Source organism: Morganella sp. EGD-HP17, assembly GCF_000512315.2.
GTDB classification, from domain to species: Bacteria; Pseudomonadota; Gammaproteobacteria; order Enterobacterales; family Enterobacteriaceae; genus Morganella; species Morganella morganii.
Genome location: NZ_AZRH01000009.1, coordinates 39,732 through 64,021, shown reverse-complemented (window position 1 = coordinate 64,021; position 24,290 = coordinate 39,732). Strand labels below are relative to the sequence as shown.

Annotated in this window: 11 protein-coding genes; 5 read left to right on the top strand and 6 right to left on the bottom strand. The window is 51.7% G+C overall.

The window, feature by feature from the left end; translation table 11 throughout:
• Positions 1 to 928 precede the first annotated feature (928 nt).
• From X965_RS10965 to narX, 6 genes are all read right to left on the bottom strand, one after another.
• Positions 929 to 10,567 carry an Ig-like domain-containing protein gene (locus X965_RS10965; RefSeq protein ID WP_172794091.1) on the bottom strand — a complete coding sequence of 3,213 codons (9,639 nt, stop codon included), beginning with the start codon at positions 10,565 to 10,567 and terminating at the stop codon, positions 929 to 931.
• A gap of 175 nt (positions 10,568 to 10,742) precedes the next feature.
• The gene (locus X965_RS10960; protein WP_015422280.1) at positions 10,743 to 11,216 is read right to left on the bottom strand and encodes a hypothetical protein; all 474 of its coding nucleotides are present in this window, start codon (positions 11,214 to 11,216) and stop codon (positions 10,743 to 10,745) included.
• Between the two features lie 193 nt (positions 11,217 to 11,409).
• On the bottom strand, positions 11,410 to 11,616 hold the full coding sequence (locus X965_RS10955) for a helix-turn-helix transcriptional regulator (protein ID WP_051456253.1): 207 nt from the start codon (positions 11,614 to 11,616) through the stop codon (positions 11,410 to 11,412).
• Positions 11,617 to 12,389: 773 nt separating this feature from the next.
• Positions 12,390 to 13,127 (bottom strand): glycerophosphodiester phosphodiesterase family protein, encoded by a 738-nt coding sequence (locus X965_RS10950; RefSeq protein ID WP_004234746.1) that lies wholly within the window; start codon positions 13,125 to 13,127, stop codon positions 12,390 to 12,392.
• Between the two features lie 41 nt (positions 13,128 to 13,168).
• Entirely contained in the window at positions 13,169 to 13,870 is a 702-nt protein-coding gene (gene narL, locus X965_RS10945; protein ID WP_004234744.1) for a two-component system response regulator NarL, read from the bottom strand.
• A 3-nt stretch (positions 13,871 to 13,873) separates the two neighbouring features.
• Complete coding sequence (gene narX, locus X965_RS10940; RefSeq protein WP_036418084.1) at positions 13,874 to 15,616, bottom strand: nitrate/nitrite two-component system sensor histidine kinase NarX; 1,743 nt, start codon at positions 15,614 to 15,616, stop codon at positions 13,874 to 13,876.
• Between the two features lie 298 nt (positions 15,617 to 15,914).
• On the opposite strand from narX, the gene X965_RS10935 reads away from it, so the two are divergent.
• From X965_RS10935 to narI, 5 genes are all read left to right on the top strand, one after another.
• On the top strand, positions 15,915 to 17,297 hold the full coding sequence (locus X965_RS10935) for a NarK family nitrate/nitrite MFS transporter (protein WP_004234739.1): 1,383 nt from the start codon (positions 15,915 to 15,917) through the stop codon (positions 17,295 to 17,297).
• A gap of 61 nt (positions 17,298 to 17,358) precedes the next feature.
• The gene (locus X965_RS10930) at positions 17,359 to 21,120 is read left to right on the top strand and encodes a nitrate reductase subunit alpha (RefSeq protein ID WP_036418082.1); all 3,762 of its coding nucleotides are present in this window, start codon (positions 17,359 to 17,361) and stop codon (positions 21,118 to 21,120) included.
• A complete protein-coding gene (narH, locus tag X965_RS10925) occupies positions 21,120 to 22,676 on the top strand; it encodes a nitrate reductase subunit beta (RefSeq protein ID WP_004241167.1) in 1,557 nt (518 codons plus the stop codon). The genes X965_RS10930 and narH overlap by 1 nt, the downstream gene beginning before the upstream one ends.
• Entirely contained in the window at positions 22,673 to 23,407 is a 735-nt protein-coding gene (narJ, locus tag X965_RS10920; RefSeq protein WP_004241166.1) for a nitrate reductase molybdenum cofactor assembly chaperone, read from the top strand. Before narH ends, narJ begins: the two co-directional genes overlap by 4 nt.
• Positions 23,404 to 24,081 carry a respiratory nitrate reductase subunit gamma gene (gene narI / locus X965_RS10915; RefSeq protein WP_004234733.1) on the top strand — a complete coding sequence of 226 codons (678 nt, stop codon included), beginning with the start codon at positions 23,404 to 23,406 and terminating at the stop codon, positions 24,079 to 24,081. The genes narJ and narI overlap by 4 nt, the downstream gene beginning before the upstream one ends.
• Positions 24,082 to 24,290 lie beyond the last annotated feature (209 nt).

Below are 24,290 nucleotides of genomic sequence, written 5' to 3'. Positions count from 1 at the left end.
CACTCCACGTGAGAGTAAAAATGCTATTTTCAGCATTCATTTTGTTAAGTAGTTAACTATTTTATTGATAACAATATCAGAGCGGCAGAGATTAATGCTCTCTGCTATCCTGTGTACGGATAAACATTATCGTCACTGATATGTCAGCTGTATTTCTTTTTCTTATCGCCGGGAAAATTGGTATTACAAGACGATCGCGAAGATCATTTTGTCGCCATTTACCTGTTATCGTTAATAACCTTCTTTATATAAGTTATTTTATTTTCATGTAAAGAGTAAATGACTTATGGCGGTGTGTGCAAATTTTTATTCACCTCTCCATTCAAATCGAACAATAGATTAAACCTATCAATAAAAATTTATTCATACCCAAAAAATAGCATAATAAGTCAAATTTACTAATTACATCAGTAAGTTAAATTGAAGTGACTGTTTTTACACAATAAATACGATTTATCCTAAATATTCCCCCCACTCTTCTCGCGATTACGTTTGAAGCACTCTGTTACACATTCATTATGTTTTTTCACAAAAACACCATTGTAACACACTAATTATTAACAAATTATTGCGTTGGTAACTATCATTATCCGTGGTATTCCATTCCGGATTAGTAGTATAAAAACGCGTATTTCACTTATTAAATCCCGTCACCCAGTATTATCATCTGATATAAATCTGCTGCTCTGAATAAATGTATATCTGCCGGGAAAAACTATCTGAATATCTGAAATACTATATGCTCACCGGGATTGCTCACACCTGCTTCGCTGATACCAATGTTATTCCTCTGTTCACACAAAATAAAAAGCTCCGGCTGTCATACCGGAGCTTTTCCTTATATTACCGTCGTATCAGATTATGAGATACAGATCACGTATTATCCTGTGGTCTGAACGGCTTATTTTATCATTACCAATCTTCTGCGTTACATGGCAGAGGAGTATGTCTGCAACAGTCTCACACTGACCACGTTATTGCTGTCCACATTAACTTCAAGTACACGCCAGAATTTGGTGCTCGTACCTGAGGCATTCCGCGGAGATTCAACATAAGTATCAGGTGCGGTTCCCGATGCCAGCGTTACACGGTCATTAATATGTACTGATACTTTTGTATCGGTATTATTAAAGTTTGACCAGGTACAATTGTAGCATTCCAGAGCATAGGTATAGGTGCCCGGCTTAAACTTCTCGATGGTAATCGTTTCAAGACCCGGAGCGGATGTGTTATCCCTGTCGAGATGTACCCCGTCATAATCTTTCTTACCACGGAAGACCACCGTTCCGTCAGGCACTTTAATATAGGCATCCGGATCCTTCGGATTATTTTCCAGCCACTGGACAATAATCTTGGCATCATTATTACCCATCTGGATCAGACCGTACTGGTAATTAAGATCGAGACCTGAGCGAATCTCAATGAAATCATCATAGGTTCTGAAGCCATCTTTCGTAATAACAATCGCATACCGTCCTGCCACCAGTTCAACCTGAATCTTACCGCTGGACGGTGTCAGCTCATCAACCAGTTTTTCACCTTTATTCTCGGAATAGATTTCAATTCTCGCTCCCGGAATAACCACGGTACCTGTTTTACCGGCATCCACAACGGTGATTGTACTCTTGAACAACTCTTCAAAAGACACGGTCAGATTTGCATTAACCTTGTTCTGTCCGTCCATTTTGGCCGAAACAACAATGTCATACGTTGGTGTCATCGAACTCGTCAGTGTGGCTTCCACCGTTCCGTCAACACCCGTCTTCGGCGCAGCCGCGGTCAGTGTTGTGGTTGTTGGTGCACTGCCCTCCCAGGTGAGCGCGACATCCCTTACCGGGTTATCGTTCCCGTCAAGTACCGTGGCAACAAATATAAAGGTATTTGTCCCGTTGGCCACTTTACGGGTGACTTCCCCTTTCAGATTGACCGATGCAATGTGCGCCGTTGCGAGATCCGCTGTGAAGCTGACGGTTTTGTCAGCCGCAGTCTGTGCGGTCTCAAGGTACTGAGCACTGACACTGATATCATAAGCCGCTTTGGTGGTCGATTTCAGCGTGATAACCGCTTTACCGGTCGCATCCGTTTTACTGGTTGCCGCTGACAGGATGACATTACTGCCTTTATCCTGTGTCCATTTCACATCCAGATCCGCCTGTGTGACCGGGTTGTTATTGGCATCCACCAGCTGTGCGGTATAGGTAAAGATGTTGGTGCCGTTTGCCACTTTCTCAATCAGATCACCATCCAGCGTTACCTTACCGATGTGCGCTGATGCCAGGTCATAAGTAAAGCTGACCGTCTTATTGGCTGCCACTTCAGCAGTCGAAGCATACTGAGCCTTCACAGTGATATCTTTAACCACTTTGGTCGTCGATTTCAGCGTGATAACTGCCCGGCCCTCAGCATCCGTTTTACTGGTTGTCGCTGACAGCACAACATCCGTACCTTTATCCTGCGTCCATTTCACATCCAGATTCGCCTGGCGTATCGGGTTGCCGTTGCTGTCCGTTAACTGCGCGGTATAGGTAAAGTTGTTGGTGCCGTTTGCCACTTTCTCAACCAGATCACCATCCAGGGTCACTGTGCTGACATGCGCTGACGTCAGGTCATGGATAAAGCTGACCGTCTTATCGGCTGCCACAACCGGCGTACTTTCGTACTGTGCACTCACCGTAATGGTATCGACCGCTGTTGTGGTGGAAACCAGGGTGATGGTTGCCCGGCCCTCAGCATCCGTTTTACTGGTCGCTGCTGACAACGCGACATCGTTACCTTTATCCTGCGTCCATTTCACCACCAGGTCCGCTTTGCGTACCGGGTTGTTGTTAGCATCCACCACCTGAGCGGTGTAGGTGAAGTTGTTCGCACCATCGGCCACCTTCTGTACCACATCACCAGTCAGTTTCACGGTACCGATTTTGGCTGACGCCAGGTCATAGATAAAGCTGACCGTCTTGTCTGCCGCAACTTCGGTGGTATCCAGATACTGAGCTTTCACGGTGATGGTATCCACCGCTTTTTTGGTTGACTTCAGGGTGACAGTCGCCTGACCGTCAGCATCCGTTTTAGTGGTTGCCGCTGACAGTGTGACATCACTGCCTTTGTCCTGCGTCCATTTCACATCCAGATTTGCCTGACGGACAGGGTTACCGTTACCGTCCACCAGTTGTGCAGTGTAGGTAAAGGTATTCACGCCATCGGCAATTTTCTCAATCACACCATCTTTCAGCGTCACAGTACTGACGTGTGCGGATGTCAGGTTATAGATAAAGCTGACGGTTTTATTCGCTGCCACTTTCGCGGTGCTTTCATACTGCGCACTCACGGTAATGGTATCGACCGCTTTTGTGGTGGAAGTCAGGGTAATCGTCGCTTTACCGGTGGCATCCGTTTTGCTGGTTACATCCGACAGCGTCACATCCGTACCTTTATCCTGCGTCCATTTCACATCCAGGTCTGCTTTACGGATCGGGTTGTTATTCACATCCACCAGTTGTGCGGTGTAAGTGAAGTAACTCACGCCATCCGCGACTTTTTCTGTCACTGTACCGCCCAGCGCGACCGTACTGACATGCGCTGACGCCAGGTCATAGATAAAGCTGACCGTCTTATCGGCTGCCACAACCGGCGTGCTTTCGTACTGCGCACTCACGGTGATGGTATCAACGGCTTTTTTGGTGGAGGTCAGGGTGATAACAGCCTTACCGTCCGCATCCGTTTTACTGGTTGTGGCCGACAGCGCAACATCATTGCCCTTATCCTGCGTCCATTTCACCACCAGATCAGCCTGACGGATCGGGTTACCATTGTTATCAACTAACTGCGCCGTGAAGGTATAGTTATTTGCCCCATCAGCAATTTTCTGCACCACATCACCGGTCAGTTTCACCGTACCGACTTTGGCTGACGCCATGTTATAGATAAAGCTGACAGTCTTATTCGCCGCAACTTCGGTGGTTTCCTTGTACTGCGCTTTCACCGTGATGGTATCCACCGCTTTGGTGGTTGATTTCAGGGTGACCGTCGCCTGACCGTTGACATCCGTTTTAGTGGTTGCCGCTGACAGCGTGACATCACTGCCTTTGTCCTGCGTCCATTTCACATCCAGATTTGCCTGACGGACAGGGTTACCATTGCCATCCACCAGTTGTGCAGTGTAGGTAAAGGTATTCACACCATCGGCAATTTTCTCTGTTACATCATCTTTCAGCGTCACAGTACTGACGTGTGCGGATGTCAGGTTATAGATAAAGCTGACCGTCTTATCCGCCGCCACTTTCGCGGTGCTTTCATACTGCGCACTCACGGTGATGGTATCAACGGCTTTGGTGGTCGAGGTCAGCGTGATGGTTGCTTTACCGTCCGCATTGGTTTTACTGGTCTCAGCAGACAACACGACATCATTGCCCTTATCCTGTGTCCATTTCACCACCAGATCCGCCTGACGGATCGGGTTACCGTTGGTATCGACCAGTTGCGCGGTATAGGTGAAGTTATTCACACCATCCGCCACTTTCTGTACCACATCGCCGTCCAGCTTCACGGTACCGACTTTGGCTGAACTCAGCTCATAGATAAAGCTGACCAGCTTATTGGCATCCACTTTGGCTGTACCGGCATACTGTGCACTGACGAGTACATCATCCACTGCTTTTTTGGTGGAGGTCAGGGTGATAGTGGCTTTACCGGTGGCATCCGTTTTACTGGTTGTCGCCGACAGCGCCACATCATTACCTTTGTCCTGCGTCCAGTTCACCACCAGATCCGCCTGACGAACTGGGTTACCATTGCCGTCAACCAGCTGTGCGGTATAAGTGAAGGCATTCACACCATCCGCCACTTTCTGTACCACATCGCCTTCCAGGGTCACGGTGCCCACTTTGGCTGACGTCAGTTCAAAGATAAAGCTGACGGCCTTATTCGCTGCCACTTTCGCGGTATCTTCGTACTGTGCACTCACTGTAACGTTATCAACGGCAGTTGTGGTCGATGTCAGTGTGACAGTGGCTTTACCGGTGGCATCCGTTTTACTGCTTGTCGCTGACAGCACGACTGCATTGCCTTTGTCCTGCGTCCAGTTCACCACCAGATCTGCCTGACGGATCGGGTTACCGTTACCGTCCACCAGCTGTGCGGTGTAGGTGAACGCATTGACGCCATCTGCCACTTTCTGCACCACATCGCCGTCCAGGGTCACGGTACCGACTTTGGCTGAAGTCAGTTCATAGGTAAAGCTGACATTTCTGTCCGCCGCCACAGCAGCTGTACTTTCGTACTGCCCGCTGACGGTGACATTATCCACCGCAGTGGTTGTCGATTTCAGCGTGATAGTGGCTGTACCATCAGCACGGGTTTTACTGGTTGTGGCCGACAGAGCAACATCGTTACCTTTGTTCTGCGTCCAGTTCACCACCAGATCCGCTTTACGGACCGGGTTACCATTACCGTCCACAACCTGTGCGGTATAGGTAAAGAAGCTGGTGCCATCCGCGATTTTCTGCGTGACAGTGCCGTCCAGTTTCACGGTACCGACTTTGGCTGAACTCAGTTCATAGATAAAGCTGACCGTCTTATCCGCAGCAACCTCAGCCGTTTCTTTGTACTGTGCTTTAACCGTAACGTTATCGACGGCTTTTGTGGTGGATTTCAGGGTGATGGTCGCTTTACCATCGGCATTGGTCTGACTGGTTGCCGAAGACAGCACGACATCATTACCTTTGTCCTGCGTCCATTTCACATCCAGACCGGCCTGACGGACCGAGTTACCATTGCCGTCCACCAGTTGCGCGGTGTAAGTGAAGGTATTCACACCATCCGCCACTTTTTCAATAACAGCGTCGTCAAGGGTCACAGTGCTGACTTTGGCCAGATTAACGTTATAGATAAAGCTGACCGTTTTATCCGCTGCCGCTTTGGCGGTACTTTCGTACTGCCCGCTGACACGGACATCATCCACCGCTTTTGTAGTCGACGTCAGTGTGACTGTGGCCTGACCATCCGTGTTGGTTTTACTGCTGACAGCAGACAACGTCACATCATTGCCTTTATCCTGCGTCCACTTAATATCCAGACCGGCCTGACGGATCGGGTTACCGTTGCCGTCCACCAGTTGTGCGGTGTAGGTAAAGGCGTTCACACCGTCAGCAACTTTTTCCGTCACATCACCGTTGAGGGTAACTGTACCGACTTTGGCGGAGGTCAGTTCAAAGATAAAGCTGATCAGCTTATTCGCATCCACTTTGGCGGTACTTGCGTACTGCGCACTGACGCGGACATCATCCACGGCTTTTTTGGTGGAAGTCAGAGTGATGGTTGCTTTACCGGTGGCATCCGTTTTACTGGTTGTGGCCGACAGAGCAACATCCGTCCCTTTATCCTGGCTCCAGTTCACCACCAGATCGGCCTGACGAACCGGGTTCCCGTTGCCGTCCACCAGTTGCGCGGTATAGGTAAAGAAGCTGACACCATCCGCCACTTTCTGTACCACATCGCCTTCCAGAGTCACGGAACCGACTTTGGCTGAGGCAATGTTATAGATAAAGCTGACGGTTTTATCCGCCGGCACGACTGCCGTTTCCTGGTACTGCGCGCTGACACGGACATCGTCCACCGCCGTGGTGGTCGAAATCAGCGTGATAGTCGCTTTACCATCGGCATCAGTTTTACTGACAACGGAGGACAGTTTTACCGCCGCACCTTTATCCTGGGTCCATTTCACATCCAGGTTTGCTTTGCGGACAGGGTTACCGTTGCTGTCCACCAACTGTGCGGTATAGGTAAAGCTGCTGGTGCCGTCTGCCACTTTCTCCGTGACAGCGCCATTCAGCTCCACAGTGCCGACTTTGGCCATATTAATGTTGAAGATAAAGCTGACAGTTTTGTTTGCCGGTACCACAGCCGTTTCTGCGTACTGTGCACTGACACGGATATTCTCCGCTGCTTTTTTGGTCGACGTCAGAGTAATCACGGCTTTACCGTCCGCATCCGTTTTACTGGTTGCGGCTGACAGCACCACATCACTGCCTTTGTCCTGCGTCCATTTCACATCCAGATCCGCCTGACGGATCGGGTTGTTGTTCTCATCCACCAGTTGTGCCGTGTAGGTAAAGCTGCTGAGGCCATCGGCGACTTTTTCAGTCACACTGCCGTTCAGTTCCACCTTGCTGACTCTGGCTGAGGCAACGTTATAAATAAAGCTGACGGCTTTATCCGCCTGAATAACCGGCGTACCGGCATACTGCGCACTGACACGGATGTTATCCGCCACTTTGGTGGTGGAGATCAGAGTGATAGTCGCCACACCGTCTGCGTTGGTTTTGCTGGTTTCCGCCGACAGCACCACATCGCTGCCTTTGTTCTGCGTCCACTTCACATCCAGATCTGCCTGACGGATCGGGTTACCATTACCATCCACCAACTGCGCGGTATAGGTAAAGCTGCTGAGACCATCAGCCACTTTCTGAGTGACATCGCCGTTCAGCGTGACTTTACTGACCTTCGCGGTGTCGATGTTATAGATAAAGTTAACACTCTTATCCGCATCCACACTTACCCCGCCGTCCAGCGCCGCGCTGACAAGAACATTGTCCATCGCTTTATTGGTACCGGCTAAGGTAATGGTGATTTTACCTTCCGCATTGGTAGTGCCTGTTACCAGTACAACTGCTGCCGGATTATCTGCGGATGCAGTAACCGGGACACCCTGGATCGGGTTACCATTATTATCCTGAACCAGGACGGTATAGGTGAAGTTATCTGTACCGTTGGCAACTTTGGTTGTCTGATCACCGTTTAACAGCACACTGCGGACAGCCATCGAGCTGTTATCAGGTGTGATACGGACAACGGTGGTTTTACCGGCTGCGTCTGTGGCGTTGATCGCACGGACAGTCGCATCACCCACACGGGTACCGGTCAGTGTAAAGGTTGCCTCACCGTTGCTGCCGGTAACGACATTCTGATCACTAAGCTGGCCGAGTGTGGTTGTCAGGTTAACGGTATTACCCGGGATCACGTTATTAAAGGCATCTTTCACCGTCACGGTCAGCATCGCCTGCTCAGTACCGTCAGCAATAATGGCTTTCTTGTCACTGATCAGGGACGTGATGGTTGCGGTGGACAGATCCGGAACAAAGGTCAGAACCGCAGTTTCACGGCTGTCATTGATACTGAAGGTATAGTTATCCTGACCCGCTTTGGTATTGGTGATATTCACCCGCAACTGACCATTACTGTCTGTCAGACCACCGGCAGGCTGAGTCAGATAACCGGCAGTTCCCGGTACTTTGATTGTCACCGGTGCACCGGCGATCGGGTTGTTGCGGTTATCAGTGACGGTTACCAGAACACTGTTCTTCGCTTTACCATCCGCCGCCGAATTATCCTGAGTTACCACAACACTCTGAATCTTCGCGGTACTGATATCCGCGATAAACTGTGCTGTCACACTCTTCGAGGTACCTGTTCCCTCAACCACCAGTTTGGAATCCCCGGCCGTTTCACTGCTGAACCGGATAGTGACCTGGCCGTTGCTGTCAGTCTGCTGGTTCGGATCCGCGACTGTCGCACCGTTATCCGCTCTGGACGTTAACGGGAAGTTTTCCACCAGGTTATCGAACTGGTCAGTCACCGTTGCCACAGCGATGTTTTTCGCCTGGCCGTCAGCCACTGCTTTGTTATTGGTTAATTCAAGGGTTTTAATTTTTGCTGTATTGATATCAGCAATATAGGTGATTGCTTCGGTACGGCTGTTACCGTTACGCATTTTGGCTTTCAGCAATCCTTTACCGGCGGATTTACTGATAATTTTCACGGTTGCCGTGCCGTCCGGCCCGGAGATCACGGTCAGTGTCTGGCCGCTGTTGCCGTCCGCATCATAAATGGTCACGCCTTCCGGATTTTTCAGACCGGAAACGCTGAAAGTCACTGCTTTATTCGGCAGCACTTCGCCCTTGTCATTCTGTAACAGCGCCACAGCGGTAAACTGGTCACTGTTGTTGGCGATTAAGGATTGGTTCGGCGTGACGGTCAGTTTGGTGATGGTTTCCACTGACGGAATAACATTCACCCACATTTCTGCGGTGTTGGACGGGTTACCCTCGTTATCTTCACCGACAGCGGTCACACGGTAGCCCTGCGGCCCGCCGTTACGATCCATAAAAATATATTCCGGCAGCGTAATATCTGCTGTGGTCAGCCCGGTCTGTTTGATTTCACCGCCGTTTGCCAGCAGTTCAGGCGCTGACCAGCGCAGAGATTTCAGACCGTATTTGGCTTTCAGCACACTGACCGTCACCGGCAGTGTCTGTGCCGCTTCACCGTTGAGTGTCGGCGGCAGGGCAATCCGCAGCAGTTCCTGCTTACGGTACTGCATCACGATGTTGTAGTTTCTGTCGACGAAGTCGTAACGGTTACCCGCCAGGTTACGCATCAGATCAACATTGTCGGTATCCAGCTGCTGTGACAGAGGTACGCCGAAACGGTAGGAAAGCTCCATACCAATCTGGCTGTCGTTGGAATCACCACGGGATGTCTGACCTTTAAACGTGATCAGCGGGAACGGGGTGTAACTGAGCCCGATAGTGGAGACCGACGGGTTACTTTTCAGCTCACCGGAAGAGGTGGTACTGGCCAGGCTGACGCCGTCACCGAAGTACTGTTCATATTTTGCAAATGCACCTAACTGCGGATAATCAGGCAGATAGCCCTCCGCACGGATATCAAACCCGTTAGCCGGGCGTTCATCGTAATCGCGCATTTCGTGCAGTTTTGACTGGTGCCAGTCTGTTACCCTGAAGTAGCCGTTAGCCGCAAACTTCAGGTAATTGGCCCATAACTCACCGCCGACACCAACCCGCGAGTTACTGCCGGTGATATCGTAGTCATAAAAGCTGTTAACCCCCCACATCCAGCCGTCTTCATACTGACGGTAACCCAGACCGAGGTTGGTGGTAGTACGTTCTTCATTAGCGCGAAGCCCGATCTGTGAGAAGAACAGGCTGTTCGGATTATCAACTAACGGGACCAGTACATCCGCATCACCGGTTTTATTGCTGCCGAACTGAATACGGGCGTGGCCCACCTGGTTCAGCCAGTCATTCACCTGCTGGTTAAGCAGGTTTTCACCGATACCGCGCACATAGCCGAGAGATGCATCCACCGCATCCTCACTGGAGAGGATCTGCCCGGCCTGTGAGGCGTTACCCGCCAGACGGGCTTCATTCTGTGCCGCTTCATCTTCCGGAGAAATATCCGGCAGACCGAGGGTCGGCAAGGCACTGAAGATATCATCGGTCCGCACGGTATTATCGCGCGGTGCCGGGTTCGCCGGGTCAGGCAGCGTGCTGACACTCATCGGGAACGGCATGCCGTTCTGTCCGGAGATAAAGCCACTGTCCGAACCAGCCGGCATCACGCCGTATTCACTGCCGGACGGCATCTCAACGGTAAATCCCTCACCGCTCAGAGTGCTGCCGGAAGCGGTTTTTCCGCCCTGTGGTTTCGGAGGCGGAGCCGGACTCGGAGATGTATCCATCAATGCATTAAGTCCGTCAAATGTTTCTGACATGATTAATTCATTGTCATGTTCTGCCGCGTAGGCAACAGATAATGTTGCCGTCGACACCGGAAAAAATAACTGCAAAAAGAGTAACAGATAGGCTGTTACCCTCTTTGTTTTTGAGTAATACGAAGTCACAGGCATGAATACATCCCCGAAATAAGATTAAAAATCCAAAAAAAAATTAAATATCAGAAAGTGCTTTTATTTTATCCTTCACACCAATGAAACCTGCGTACTGAACTTTGGTACATAAGGTGTCCAGTTTTTTATTCAGTGTCATGGATAACACTTCACGGGAGTCTTTATCCATAATCTCTTTATTGACGTTTAAGAAGGTATAGTTCTGATTAATACGTCCGTAGCTTGATGAGAAATCATTAAATTCAGCCTGATTTACGCCTTTAAGAAAATTAAATCCGTCCACACAGGCGTTATTGGTGGATGCAATAACAATCCCCTGAGATGCCATTTGTTTACTTCCCACATACGCCTGTGCCGCGTTATTACCGGTCACATTAGGTGTCGCGGAACGGGTTTGCTGTTTTACCGGCGGGTTTTTAACTGCTGCCGTGTTTTTCTTTACCGGTGATGTTGAGCAGGCAGAAATAACCAGTGAAAGCCCGGCTACAACGAGTGCTTTTTTGTTAATCATCATTTTCATTCATTCCTATTTATAAAATTAACTCTTACAGAGAGAAATTACAGGTTTAATAAAAACACCTGCCTGCTGATGATATGAAGTTAATGCAACATATTATTAACAGCATTCAGATGTCATCAGACAGAAAAAGGTTGGTGATATTAAATACACGCGTAAAGGGAGAGTCATAACAGTTGGATAGTCAGCATTACGGGTTATCAGTGTCATCTGTATCTTCCGGTCCGGAAATAACAGACTGATAATGGGTGCTGATAATGGAGAAAAGTTCGCTGATCTCACGCTCCGTCATTCCCAGCGCCGCACAATACCTGAGCATGACATCCGGACTGAGCACCGACAGCCCGCGTTCATAGCGGGATATCTGCTGCTGACTGATATTCAGTTTCTCAGCCACTTCCGAACCTGTTAATCCCTGACTTTTTCGCCTTCTTTTTAAGAAAAAACCAACTTCTTTCAATAGAGATATATTATTATCACACATAGCAAAACCTGATTTACCCGGGATATTTAACTCCTTTTAGGTTTATCCGGAATAATTAACGATAGTAATAAACATAAAAATCCCGTTATTACACACTATATCCACCGGAGAATCAGACCGGAAAGGTAACGATCCCTGTTAATTACTGCATCCTTTATCGGAAAAGAAGCCAGCCACTGCCTTTTATTTTCAGTTGATATTATTCAGCCAAATACAAATTAAGTGAGTTTAATCCCGGTTATTCAGCAGCAATAAAATCACTGATAACAAAATAATACCGATAAATCATCACTATCAGATCGGGTAAAGAATAAGTGAATCCGGAGCAGTCATGCAAATAATCATTCCTCTTTCGTTGCCTTAAGAACAATTGGTGAAATCTATCTGTGAGTAACCACAAATAGTAATAACAGGGAAAATAGTCATGTAATTTCAGTTCATTATATAAAAACAAACAGGATGGGTAATGATGGTGTCAGAAAAAGGATATTTGAGATAACTCCCTGTATGATTAAACCTGTATCACTTTGTTACAGTTTTTATCCTCTTTTTGTTCATCTGATAATAATAAAAAGAATTTTATTATGATTTATTAAATATAACTCCAATAACTTGTATTTTCGCCAGTCAAAATAAAAACACCGGCCTGTCGGAAGAGGCCGGTGTAATACTGATGCAATATAGCATTAAGAAAAACGATTTTCGTCCCTGTATATTGCAGGGTTATCCGTTATCAGCATTCCCACTCCCCAGTCCGCATAATGCGCGACCAGCTCCGGATAATTCGGTGTATAGCAAAAGATCTGATAACCGGCCTTTCTCAGCGATTTCGCCGTTTCTTCCCGCAGAAACAGCCAGTCGCAATGCACACTGAACGCGTCAATCTCCTGAAGCAGTGCCAGAGGCTGCGGCGGAATTTTTTCCCAGAGCTGTCCGCGCCGGATGTGCGGCATCCGTTTGTGCATATGGCGCAGTGTGCGGGTATCAAAGCCGGAAAACAGAATCCGCTCTGCCGGGAAATTCTGCATTTCAAGTACTGCTGCGGTGGCTTCACACAACCGGGCAATTGCGTGGTCGCTGTCTGTCAGCTCGGTTTTCAGTTCCAGGTTCAGATGCAATCCGGATTCTTCCGCCAGCACCAGCAGGTCGGTCAGCAGCGGAATTTTTTCCCCCCGGTATACCTCCCCCGCCCATAACCCGGCATCCAGTGCCCGCAGTTCGCGTAAGGTCAGATCCGTCACTTTCCCGCTGCCGTTGGTGGTGCGGTTCACAGTTTCATCGTGGATCAGCACCGGAACGCCGTCAGCGCTGAGCTGAACATCGGTTTCAATCCACAGACAGCCAAACTCCGCAGCCTGCCGGAATGCCGCCATCGTGTTTTCCGGTGCACGGGCGGCAAAGCCGCGGTGTGCTGCAATAATCATAATCTGTTCCTTTATACAGAGAGGCCGGATAGATACCGGTACTATTTGTTCTGCAACACCCATACCGCTGCTTCCACCCGTGATTTTACCTTCATTTTTTTCATCAGGTTTTTTACATGCACTTTTACCGTGCTTTCCGTGATATCCAGTTTACGGGCGATCATTTTATTCGGCTGCCCCTGAGCAATCAGTTTCAGTATATCGCGCTCACGCGGGGTAAGGCTGTTGATATCCGGCTCATCATCACTGCGCACCTCACGCAGCGCGCCTGCCAGCACTTCGGTCAGTGCCGGGGAGACCACCATTTTACCGGCGGCCGCCTGACGCAGTGCCACCAGCAGCTCTTCCGGCTCCATATCCTTGAGCAGATAGCCGTCCGCCCCGCGGCGCAGTGCCGTAATCAGATCTTCCCGGTAGTTGGACACACTGAACACCACCACCCGGCCGGAGAGCGGTTTGCGCCGCAGAATATCCAGGGTTTCAAAGCCGTTCATTTCCGGCATATTCAGATCCAGCAGAATCAGATCCGGATCGAGTGATTCCGCCAGCGCAATGCCGTCGCGGCCATTCCCGGCTTCACCGGCCACAGTCAGTGACGGCTCCATGCTGATTAATTGCCTGACGCCGTTACGCAGCATCGGGTGATCGTCTATCAGCAGGATCGTGGAGGGAGAGGCCGGGTCAGCGGCTTCATCCGGATCACTGAGTATAATCTCTCCGGCCGAAAGTATTCTGTTCGTCATTGTTTACCTTGCTCCTGAATCGTCTTCATTTATTCTTATAGTTGTATTGGCGGGAAAGCTTATCAGCACCTGAGTGCCGCCCTGTTCCCGTGTGGTTATCCGGCAGGTTCCGTGCAGTGTGGCTGCCCGTTCCCGCATGATGGATAACCCGTAATGGTTATTTTTTTCCGGATGTTCCGGGATCCCTTCCCCGTTATCTTCCACGCTGATATAAATCATCTGGTCTTCTGACCGGCATATTACCTGCGCCCTCGACGCATTGGCATGCTGGAGGATGTTGCTCAGCGCCTCGCGGACAATCTGCACCACATGAATGGTCTGGTGCGCGGAGACCTGGCGCCCGGAGAGCTGAAAATCAAAACCGATGCGGTAACCCATCCGCTGCTCAAACTCCTCCAGCGTGCTCTGTAGCGCGGCAAGCAGCCCGGGCTCAGTCAGTTTCAGGCGGAAAGTGGTCAGAAGCTCACGCAGCTGATGATAAGCACCGTTTACTTCCTGGCGCATTTCGATCAGCAGTGTCTCACAATTTTCCGGGATCTGCGCGGAATGCATCTGTAGATAGCTTATCTGAATTTTCAGACAGGATAACGACTGCGCGATAGAATCGTGAAGTTCGCGGGCAATCACTGAGCGCTCATCCATCAGAATCAGCTGTTGCTGCTGCTCATGCTGATAAGCCAGTGCAAAGGCTGAAATAATTTGTTTGCTCAGCATCTGCATCATATTCTGCTGCTCACTGTTCAGCTGCTGTCCGGCCGGTAACAGAAGCGTCAATACCCCGTAACGGTTAATCGGCCCGCTCAGATTCCAGGTCAGCTGTTCCTGTGTCTGTGACGGCACGCAGCCGCAGTCACCGATTTCTGTAAAACGGGTGGCGTTATTATCCTCAAAAATCCGCAGGCACAGTGCGCCTTCCGGCATGATTTGATGCAGATCACGCAGAATATCCGTCAGCTGAGTGGTCAGGTCATTGGTGTTATTCAGCCGCTGCCCGCTCTTATATAAGAAGGCCAGCATCTGGTTTTTTTCCTGTAAATCCTGTGTTTTGACCGCCACCCGAGATTCCAGCTCCCCGTAGAGCGCAGACAGTTCCTCTGCCGTACGGTTGAGGGTATTGCCGATCATGGTGATTTCATCGCGGTGGTCATAATCCGCAAAGCGCGGCTGAAAATTCCCCTGCCCCATCGCATCTGCCTGCGCCAGCAGCCGCTGCCACGGATGGAGGATCCGGCGGCGGAAATGCCGCGCCGATAACAGCAGCAGTAAAATCATCAGCGCGATAAAGACCAGCTGGATAGCCGCCACCAGCCGGATGGTGGATTCAGTCTGGTGGTCAATGGCAGACACCAGGCTGTCAATCTGACTGACAAACGCGGCCACCAGCGCACGGGCGTCTTCCGGCTGTTTCGCCGCTTCCAGTGCCGGACGCAGCTTTTGCCGCCAGGTCTGTTCCACAGAGAGAAACTGCTGCTGTATTTTGGCCGGACTCACTGCTTTCATTCCGGCCAGCAGGGTTAAATCGGATTCGAAATCATCAAGATACTGCTGTGAATGCGCGGTCAGGGGGATTTCAGACAGGAAACGGTAACTCTGCATCCGCAATGTGCCGGATTTATTAATCGCGTGCGCATTGCCCTGCACACTTTCCGTGATCTGATTGGTCAGCCCCATGCCAATCACAGCAAAGACGGTAAGCAGCACCATAAAACCGGTGATTTGGGTAAGAATAGATGTGTGTTTCAGCATGCACTGATGCTCCTCTGAACTGACCGGTTATTCTCTCCGATTTCTCCGAAAAAACACTTACCACCAAAGTAGTACCCCTTAAAACCTTGAGGGATTAGCTGTTATAACCCACACTAATCATAATGATACTAACCGTTTGATTTTACGTATTTTCATCAGATTAACAACCGTACCCCTAAAGTAGAATGACGGTTTTGCGCTTAAAAATCAATCGGTTCACCCTTTGATTAAGATCAGTATCAGCACCTTATAACCCACGTAAAACGCCTTTAATTTCAGCATAATTTTGAGGTGTATTATGGCTCAGATCTCCGAAGGCAAGGCATCAGCGGGCGTCATTACCGACTGGCGCCCGGAAGATGAAAAATTCTGGACAGAGAGCGGGCACCGGGTTGCATCACGCAACCTGTGGATCTCCGTTCCCTGCCTGTTACTGGCATTCTGTGTGTGGATGCTGTTCAGCGCCGTTGCCGTCAATCTCCCGAAAGTCGGCTTTAACTTTACCACCGATCAGCTGTTTATGCTGACCGCGCTGCCGTCTGTTTCCGGGGCACTCCTGCGCGTTCCTTACTCCTTTGTGATTCCGATTTTCGGCGGCCGCCGCTGGACTGCATTCAGTACCCTGATCCTGATTGTGCCGTGTGTGTGGCTCGGATTCGCGGTGCAGAACCCGTCAACGCCGTATGCGGTGTTTGTGATTATCGCCCTGCTGTGCGGCTTCGCCGGGGCAAACTTTGCCTCCAGTATGGGGAATATCAGCTTCTTCTTCCCGAAAGCGAAACAGGGCGGAGCTCTGGGTATCAACGGCGGGCTGGGTAACCTCGGCGTGAGTGTGATGCAGCTGGTCGCACCATTTATTGTGACATTCGGTGTGTTCAGCTTTATGGGCGGCACCGGCGTGACCCAGCCGGACGGCTCTGAGCTGTGGTTACAGAATGCCGCGTGGATCTGGGTGCCGTTCCTGCTGCTGTTTACCACCGCAGCCTGGCTGGGGATGAACGACCTCTCTGCCAACAAAGCCTCGTTAAAAGAGCAGCTACCGGTTCTGAAACGCAAACATCTGTGGATCCTGAGCTTCCTCTATCTCTCCACGTTCGGCTCATTTATCGGATTTTCCGCCGGGTTTGCCATGCTGTCGAAAACCCAGTTCCCGGATATCGTTATCCTGAAATTCGCCTTCTTCGGCCCGTTACTGGGTGCGCTGGCCCGTCCGCTGGGCGGCTTCCTCTCCGATAAATTCGGCGGTATCCGCGTAACCTTTATTAACTTCGTGGTGATGGCGGTATTTGCCTTCCTGCTGTTCTTCACACTGCCGGGCAAAAATGATGCCGGTTCATTTGCCGCCTTCTTCGGCGTCTTTATGGTGCTGTTTTTCACTGCCGGTCTCGGCAGCGGCTCTACTTTCCAGATGATTGCGGTGGTGTTCCGCAAAATCACCACTGAGCGCGTACTGGCACAGGGCGGTACCGAAAAAGAAGCCCAGCATGAAGCCATCACCGAAAGTGCTGCCGCACTCGGTTTTATCTCTGCCATCGGCGCTATCGGCGGGTTCTTTATCCCGAATGCCTTTGGTATTTCACTGACACTGACCGGCTCACCTGCCGGTGCAATGAAAGTGTTCGTTGTCTTTTATGTGGTCTGCATTCTGACCACATGGCTGGTATACGGCCGTAAAAAATAATTAATTCAATTCTGATAATCAGAGCAATGTGAGCGCCCGGCGCTTATCGGGGGATTACCGAATGAGCAAGTTTTTAGACAGATTCCGTTATTTTAAGCAGCGCGGGGAAACCTTCTCCGGCGACCACGGACAAGAGCTGAATGTCAACCGCGACTGGGAAGATGGTTACCGCAGCCGCTGGCAGCATGACAAAGTTGTCCGTTCCACCCACGGCGTGAACTGTACCGGTTCATGCAGCTGGAAAATCTACGTGAAAAACGGGCTGGTAACCTGGGAGACACAGCAGACGGACTACCCGCGTACCCGTCCTGATCTGCCGGATCATGAGCCGCGCGGCTGTCCGCGCGGTGCCAGCTATTCCTGGTATCTGTACAGCGCAAACCGCGTGAAGTATCCGATGGTGCGCAAACGCCTGATCAAACTGTGGCGTGAGGCCAAAGCACAGCACGCGGATCCGGTCGATGCGTGGGCATCCATTATTAATGATGAGGCAAAAGCCAAAAGCTACAAACAGGCACGCGGCCGCGGCGGTTTTGTCCGCTCCGACTGGCAGGAAGTGAATGAAATGATTGCGGCAGCCAATATTGTGACTGCCAAACAGTTCGGCCCTGACCGTATTATCGGCTTCTCGCCGATCCCGGCGATGTCGATGGTCTCCTATGCTTCCGGTGCCCGTTATTTATCCCTGATCGGCGGTGCCTGCCTGAGTTTCTATGACTGGTACTGCGACTTACCGCCGGCCTCCCCGCAAACCTGGGGTGAGCAGACTGACGTGCCGGAATCAGCAGACTGGTATAACTCCTCTTATCTGATTGCCTGGGGTTCCAACGTCCCGCAGACCCGTACCCCGGATGCGCACTTCTTCACCGAAGTTCGTTATAAAGGTACCAAAACTGTCGCGATCACGCCCGATTATGCTGAAATCGCCAAACTGTGTGACCAGTGGCTGAACCCGAAACAGGGTACAGACAGTGCCGTTGCACTGGCGATGGGTCATGTGATCCTCAATGAGTTCCACGCGAAGCGTCAGGCGGAATACTTCACCAGTTATGTCCGCACTTACAGCGATATGCCGATGCTGGTGATGCTGGATCCGCGTGCGGAAGGCGGCTATGTGCCGGGCCGTATGCTGCGGGCATCTGATCTGGTGGATTCTCTCGGCGAGAAAGAAAATGCTGAGTGGAAAACTATTGCCATTGATGAGAACAGTCAGCAACTGGTGGCACCACAGGGCTCTATCGGGTTCCGCTGGGACAAATCCCGTAAATGGAACCTGGAGCCGCGTGACGGCAAGAGCGGTGATGAGATCACCATGCAGCTGAGCCTGCTGGATAAGCACGATGAAGTTGCTGATGTCGCTTTTCCGTATTTCGGCGGCATTGAAAATGAGTTCTTTGAAGGTGTGGCACTGGATGAAGTGCTGATGCACAAACTGCCGGTGAAAGTGGTACGTCTGGCAGACGGCAGTGAAGTCCGTGTGGCGAGTGTTTTCGATTTAACCCTCGCCAACTACGGTATCGATCGCGGCCTGGACGATGTGAACTGCGCGGCGGATTACAGTGAAATCAAGGCCTATACCCCAGCCTGGGCAGAGAAAGTGACCGGCGTCAGCCAGCATCACATCTCCCGCATTGCCCGTGAGTTTGCCGATAACGCCGAGAAAACCCACGGCCGTTCAATGGTGATCGTCGGTGCCGGTATCAACCACTGGTATCACATGGATATGACCTACCGCGGCATCATCAATATGCTGGTGTTCTGCGGCTGCGTCGGCCAGAGCGGCGGCGGCTGGTCACACTATGTGGGTCAGGAAAAACTGCGTCCGCAGACCGGCTGGTTACCGCTGGCGTTCGGGCTGGACTGGTCACGCCCACCGCGTCATATGAACAGCACCTCTTTCTTCTATAACCACTCAAGCCAGTGGCGTTATGAAACTGTTCAGCCGCAGGAGCTTCTCTCCCCGCTGGCGGATAAATCCCGCTTCAGCGGCAGCCTGCTGGACTTCAACATCCGCGCTGAGCGCATGGGCTGGCTGCCGTCCGCACCGCAGCTGAACGTGAACCCGCTGACTATCGCGGCGAGAGCAAAAGAAGCCGGTCAGGATCCGCAGGCTTACACCGCAGAAGCACTGAAGAGCGGCACTATCCGCTTTGCGGCGGAACAGCCGGATAATCCGCAGAACTTCCCGCGTAACCTGTTTATCTGGCGCTCCAACCTGCTCGGTTCCGCCGGTAAAGGCCATGAGTATCTGCTGAAATACCTGCTCGGCACCGAAAACGGTCTGCTGGGTAAAGATCTCGGCGAACAGGGCAGCGTGAAACCGGAAGAAGCGGAATGGGTGGATAATGCCCCGGAAGGAAAAGTGGATCTGGTGGTGACACTCGATTTCCGCATGTCCAGCACCTGTCTGTTCTCCGATATCGTGCTGCCGACCGCCACCTGGTATGAAAAAGATGATATGAACACCTCGGATATGCATCCGTTCATTCATCCGCTGACCGCTGCGGTCGATCCGGCCTGGGAATCCAAAACCGACTGGGAAATCTACAAAGGGATCGCCAAATCCTTCTCTGAACTCTGCCCGGGCCACCTGGGTAAAGAGACGGATATTGTTACGCTGCCAATCCAGCATGACTCCGCTGCCGAAATGGCGCAGCCGTTTGATGTGAAGGACTGGAAAAAAGGCGAATGTGACCTGATCCCGGGGAAAACCGCACCGCACCTGATGGTGGTGGAGCGCGATTATCCGAACACCTATGCCCGCTTTACCTCGCTGGGGCCGCTGATGGATAAACTCGGCAACGGCGGGAAAGGTATCAGCTGGAATACTCAGGAAGAAGTCGATTTCCTGAAAAAACTCAACCGCACCCGCACTGAGGGCGCAGCGGAAGGTCGCCCGGCAATTGAAACCGCGATTGATGCGGCAGAAGTCGTGCTGTCACTGGCACCGGAAACCAACGGCCATGTGGCGGTGAAAGCCTGGGATGCGCTCGGTAAAGTGACCGGCCGCGACCATACGCATCTTGCCATCCATAAAGAAGATGAAAAAATCCGCTTCCGCGACATCGTGGCGCAGCCGCGCAAAATCATCTCCAGCCCGACCTGGTCCGGCCTCGAAGATGAGCATGTCTCTTATAATGCGGGTTACACCAACGTTCACGAGATGATCCCGTGGCGTACCCTGAGCGGCCGTCAGCAGTTGTATCAGGATCATGAATGGATGCGTGCATTTGGTGAGTCTCTGGTGGTGTACCGTCCGCCGGTGGATACCCGTGCGGCACAACCGCTGCTAGGCGCAAAACCGAACGGTTATCCGGAGAAAGCCCTGAACTTCCTGACCCCGCACCAGAAATGGGGTATTCACTCCACCTACAGCGACAACCAGCTGATGCTGACCCTCGGCCGTGGTGGCCCGGTGGTATGGCTGAGTGAGGACGATGCCCGCTCGCTGGGCATTGAGGATAACGACTGGATCGAAGCTTTCAACAGCAACGGCGCACTGACTGCCCGTGCGATTGTCAGCCAGCGTATCCCGGACGGCATGATCTTTATGTATCACGCCCAGGAGCGTCAGATTAACCTGCCGGGATCGGAAGTGACCGGTATGCGCGGCGGTATTCATAACTCCGTCACCCGTGTCTGCCCGAAACCGACTCATATGATCGGCGGCTACAGCCACCTGGCATACAGCTTTAACTATTACGGCACTGTCGGCTCCAACCGCGACGAGTTTGTGGTAGTCCGCAAAATGAAAAATGTGGACTGGCTCGACGGTGAGCAGGATGGTTATCAACAGACCCTGAGCGGGCAGGAGAAAGCATAATGAAGATACGTTCCCAAGTCGGCATGGTATTGAACCTGGATAAATGTATCGGTTGCCATACCTGCTCTGTCACCTGTAAAAACGTCTGGACCAGCCGCGAAGGTGTGGAATACGCGTGGTTCAACAACGTCGAAACCAAACCCGGCCTGGGCTACCCGCATAACTGGGAAGACCAGGAAAAATGGAAAGGCGGCTGGATCAAAAACATCCGCGGCAAACTGGTGCCGCGTATGGGTAACAAAATCGGCCTGCTGTCAAAAATCTTCGCCAACCCCGACCAGCCGGAGCTGGATGATTATTATGAGCCGTTCACTTACGACTATGATCATCTGAAAAACGCCCCGGAAGGCAATCTGCCGACCGCCCGTCCGCGCTCACTGATCACCGGTCAGCGCATGACAAAAATCGAAAACGGCCCGAACTGGGAAGATGACCTCGGCGGTGAGTTCAGCCGCCGCAGCGCGGACAAAAACTTCGCCGACATGCAGAAAGAGATGTACGGCCAGTTTGAGCAGACTTTTATGATGTATCTGCCGCGTCTGTGTGAACACTGTCTGAACCCGGCCTGTGTCGCGACCTGTCCGAGCGGCGCTATCTACAAACGTGCGGAAGACGGCATCGTCCTTATCGATCAGGACAAATGCCGCGGCTGGCGTATGTGCCTGACCGGCTGTCCGTACAAAAAAATCTACTTCAACTGGAAAAGTGGCAAATCCGAGAAATGTATTTTCTGCTATCCGCGTATCGAAGCCGGTCAGCCGACCGTCTGTTCGGAAACCTGTGTGGGCCGTATCCGTTACCTCGGTGTGCTGCTCTATGATGCGGATCGCATTGAAGAAGCGGCCAGTGCGGATAACGAAAAAGATCTGTATGAGCGTCAGCTCGGGATCTTCCTCGACCCGAACGACCCTGAAGTGATCCGCCAGGCGCAGAAAGACGGCATTCCGCTGAGTGTGATTGACGCGGCACAGAAATCGCCGGTCTACAAAATGGCAATGGAGTGGAAACTTGCTCTGCCGCTGCACCCGGAATACCGCACCCTGCCTATGGTCTGGTATGTGCCGCCTCTGTCACCGATTCAGTCTGTCAGCGATGCGGGTATGCTGCCGCACAGCGGCGTACTGCCGGATGTGGAAAGTCTGCGCATCCCGGTTCAGTACCTCGCCAACCTGCTGACCGCCGGGGATACCGCGCCGGTACTGCGTGCCCTGAAACGGATGCTGGCCATGCGTCACTACAAACGCGCGGAAACCGTGGATAAAACCCGCGATATCAGTGCGCTGGAAGAAGTGGGTCTGACAGAAGCCCAGGCACAGGAAATGTACCGCTATCTGGCTATCGCCAACTATGAAGATCGCTTTGTGATCCCGTCATCACACCGTGAACTGGCCCGCGAGGCATTCCCTGAGCGCAACGGCTGCGGATTCAGCTTCGGTGACGGCTGCCACGGCAGCGATACCAAATTTAACCTGTTTAACAGCCGCCGTATCGATGCCATTGATATCACGCAGAAAACACCGGCAGATGCACCAATCTCAGAGAGGCATTCATCATGATCAGCTTAAAAATTATCGGCTGCCTGCTGGATTACCCGAATGAGGAGCTCTGGGGACACCGCGACGAACTGATTGCAGAGATTGAACAGGCGCACGAGCTGCGCCTGACTCAGGCCGCCGCACTGATGTACTTCGTCGCTGAACTGACCGCTGAGCCGCTGCTCGACAGCCAGGCACGCTACAGTGAACTGTTTGATCGCGGCAGGGCCACCTCTCTGCTGCTGTTTGAACACGTTTACGGTGAGTCACGCGATCGCGGCCAGGCAATGGTGTCCCTGCTGGAGCAGTATGAGCAGGCCGGGATCACCCTCAGCAGCCGCGAACTGCCGGATTACCTGCCGGTTTATCTGGAATATCTCTCTGTTATGCCGCCGGAACAGGCCTGTCAGGGGCTGAAAGACATCGCGCCGATCCTCGCCCTGCTCGGTGAGCGGCTGCGTCAGCGCGAAAGTCATTACCATGAACTGTTCAGCCTGCTGCTGGCCATGGCGGACAGCGACCTGACACTCAGCTCACTGACCCGTCAGGTGGACGGTGAAGCCCGTGATGACACCCCGGCTGCACTGGATGCGGTCTGGGAAGAAGAACAGGTGACATTCCTGGCCGATAAAGGCTGTGACAATTCTGTTCTGACACAGCATGAGCGTCGTTTTTCACAGAGTGTCGCCCCGAATTACATTCAGGTGGGTGACGCGCCGGTTCCCCCTGCGGCGAAAGGAGTAACTCCATGAATTTCCTGAATACGTTTTTCTTTGATATCTATCCGTATATCGCGGGCGCGGTGTTTATCATCGGCAGCTGGCTGCGTTATGACTACGGACAATACACCTGGCGTGCCGGTTCCAGTCAGATGCTGGATAAAAAAGGGATGCGTCTGGCTTCCAACCTGTTCCACGTCGGGATCCTCGGTATCTTCTTCGGGCATTTCGTCGGCATGCTGACGCCGCACTGGATGTATGAGCCGTTTATCACTGTGGCGCAGAAACAGATGCTGGCGATGGTGGCGGGCGGCACCTGCGGGGTGATGACGCTGATCGGCGGCGGTCTGCTGCTCAAACGCCGTCTGACCAACCCGCGCGTCCGTGCGACATCATCTGCGGGCGATATCCTGATCATCACCCTGCTGGTGATCCAGGTAATTCTGGGACTGGGCACCATTCCGTTCTCCGCACAGCACACTGACGGCAGCGAGATGATGAAGCTGGTCGGCTGGGCACAGTCTGTCGTGACATTTCAGGGGGGTGCATCAGAGCATCTGGAAGGGGTTGCCTTTATCTTCCGCATGCACCTGGTGCTGGGTATGACACTGTTCCTGATCTTCCCGTTCTGCCGTCTGGTGCATATCTGGAGTGCGCCGGTTGAATACATTACGCGCCGCTACCAGTTAGTGCGCAACCGCCATTAATTAACAACAACAGTCTCATCCTTTAAATGCACAGTTTTGGGTGGCTCCGGCCACCTCTTTTTTTATCACCGTGTTATTCTTTCAAAAAAAGTTGAAACAGATAACCGCTTCAGAGGCAAAACAACCGGTTTCTCTGCCGCTGTAACGTATCACTAACATTTTCAATATCTTTCCGCTGATTAAAAAAACCTGCTAAATCAATTCAGTAA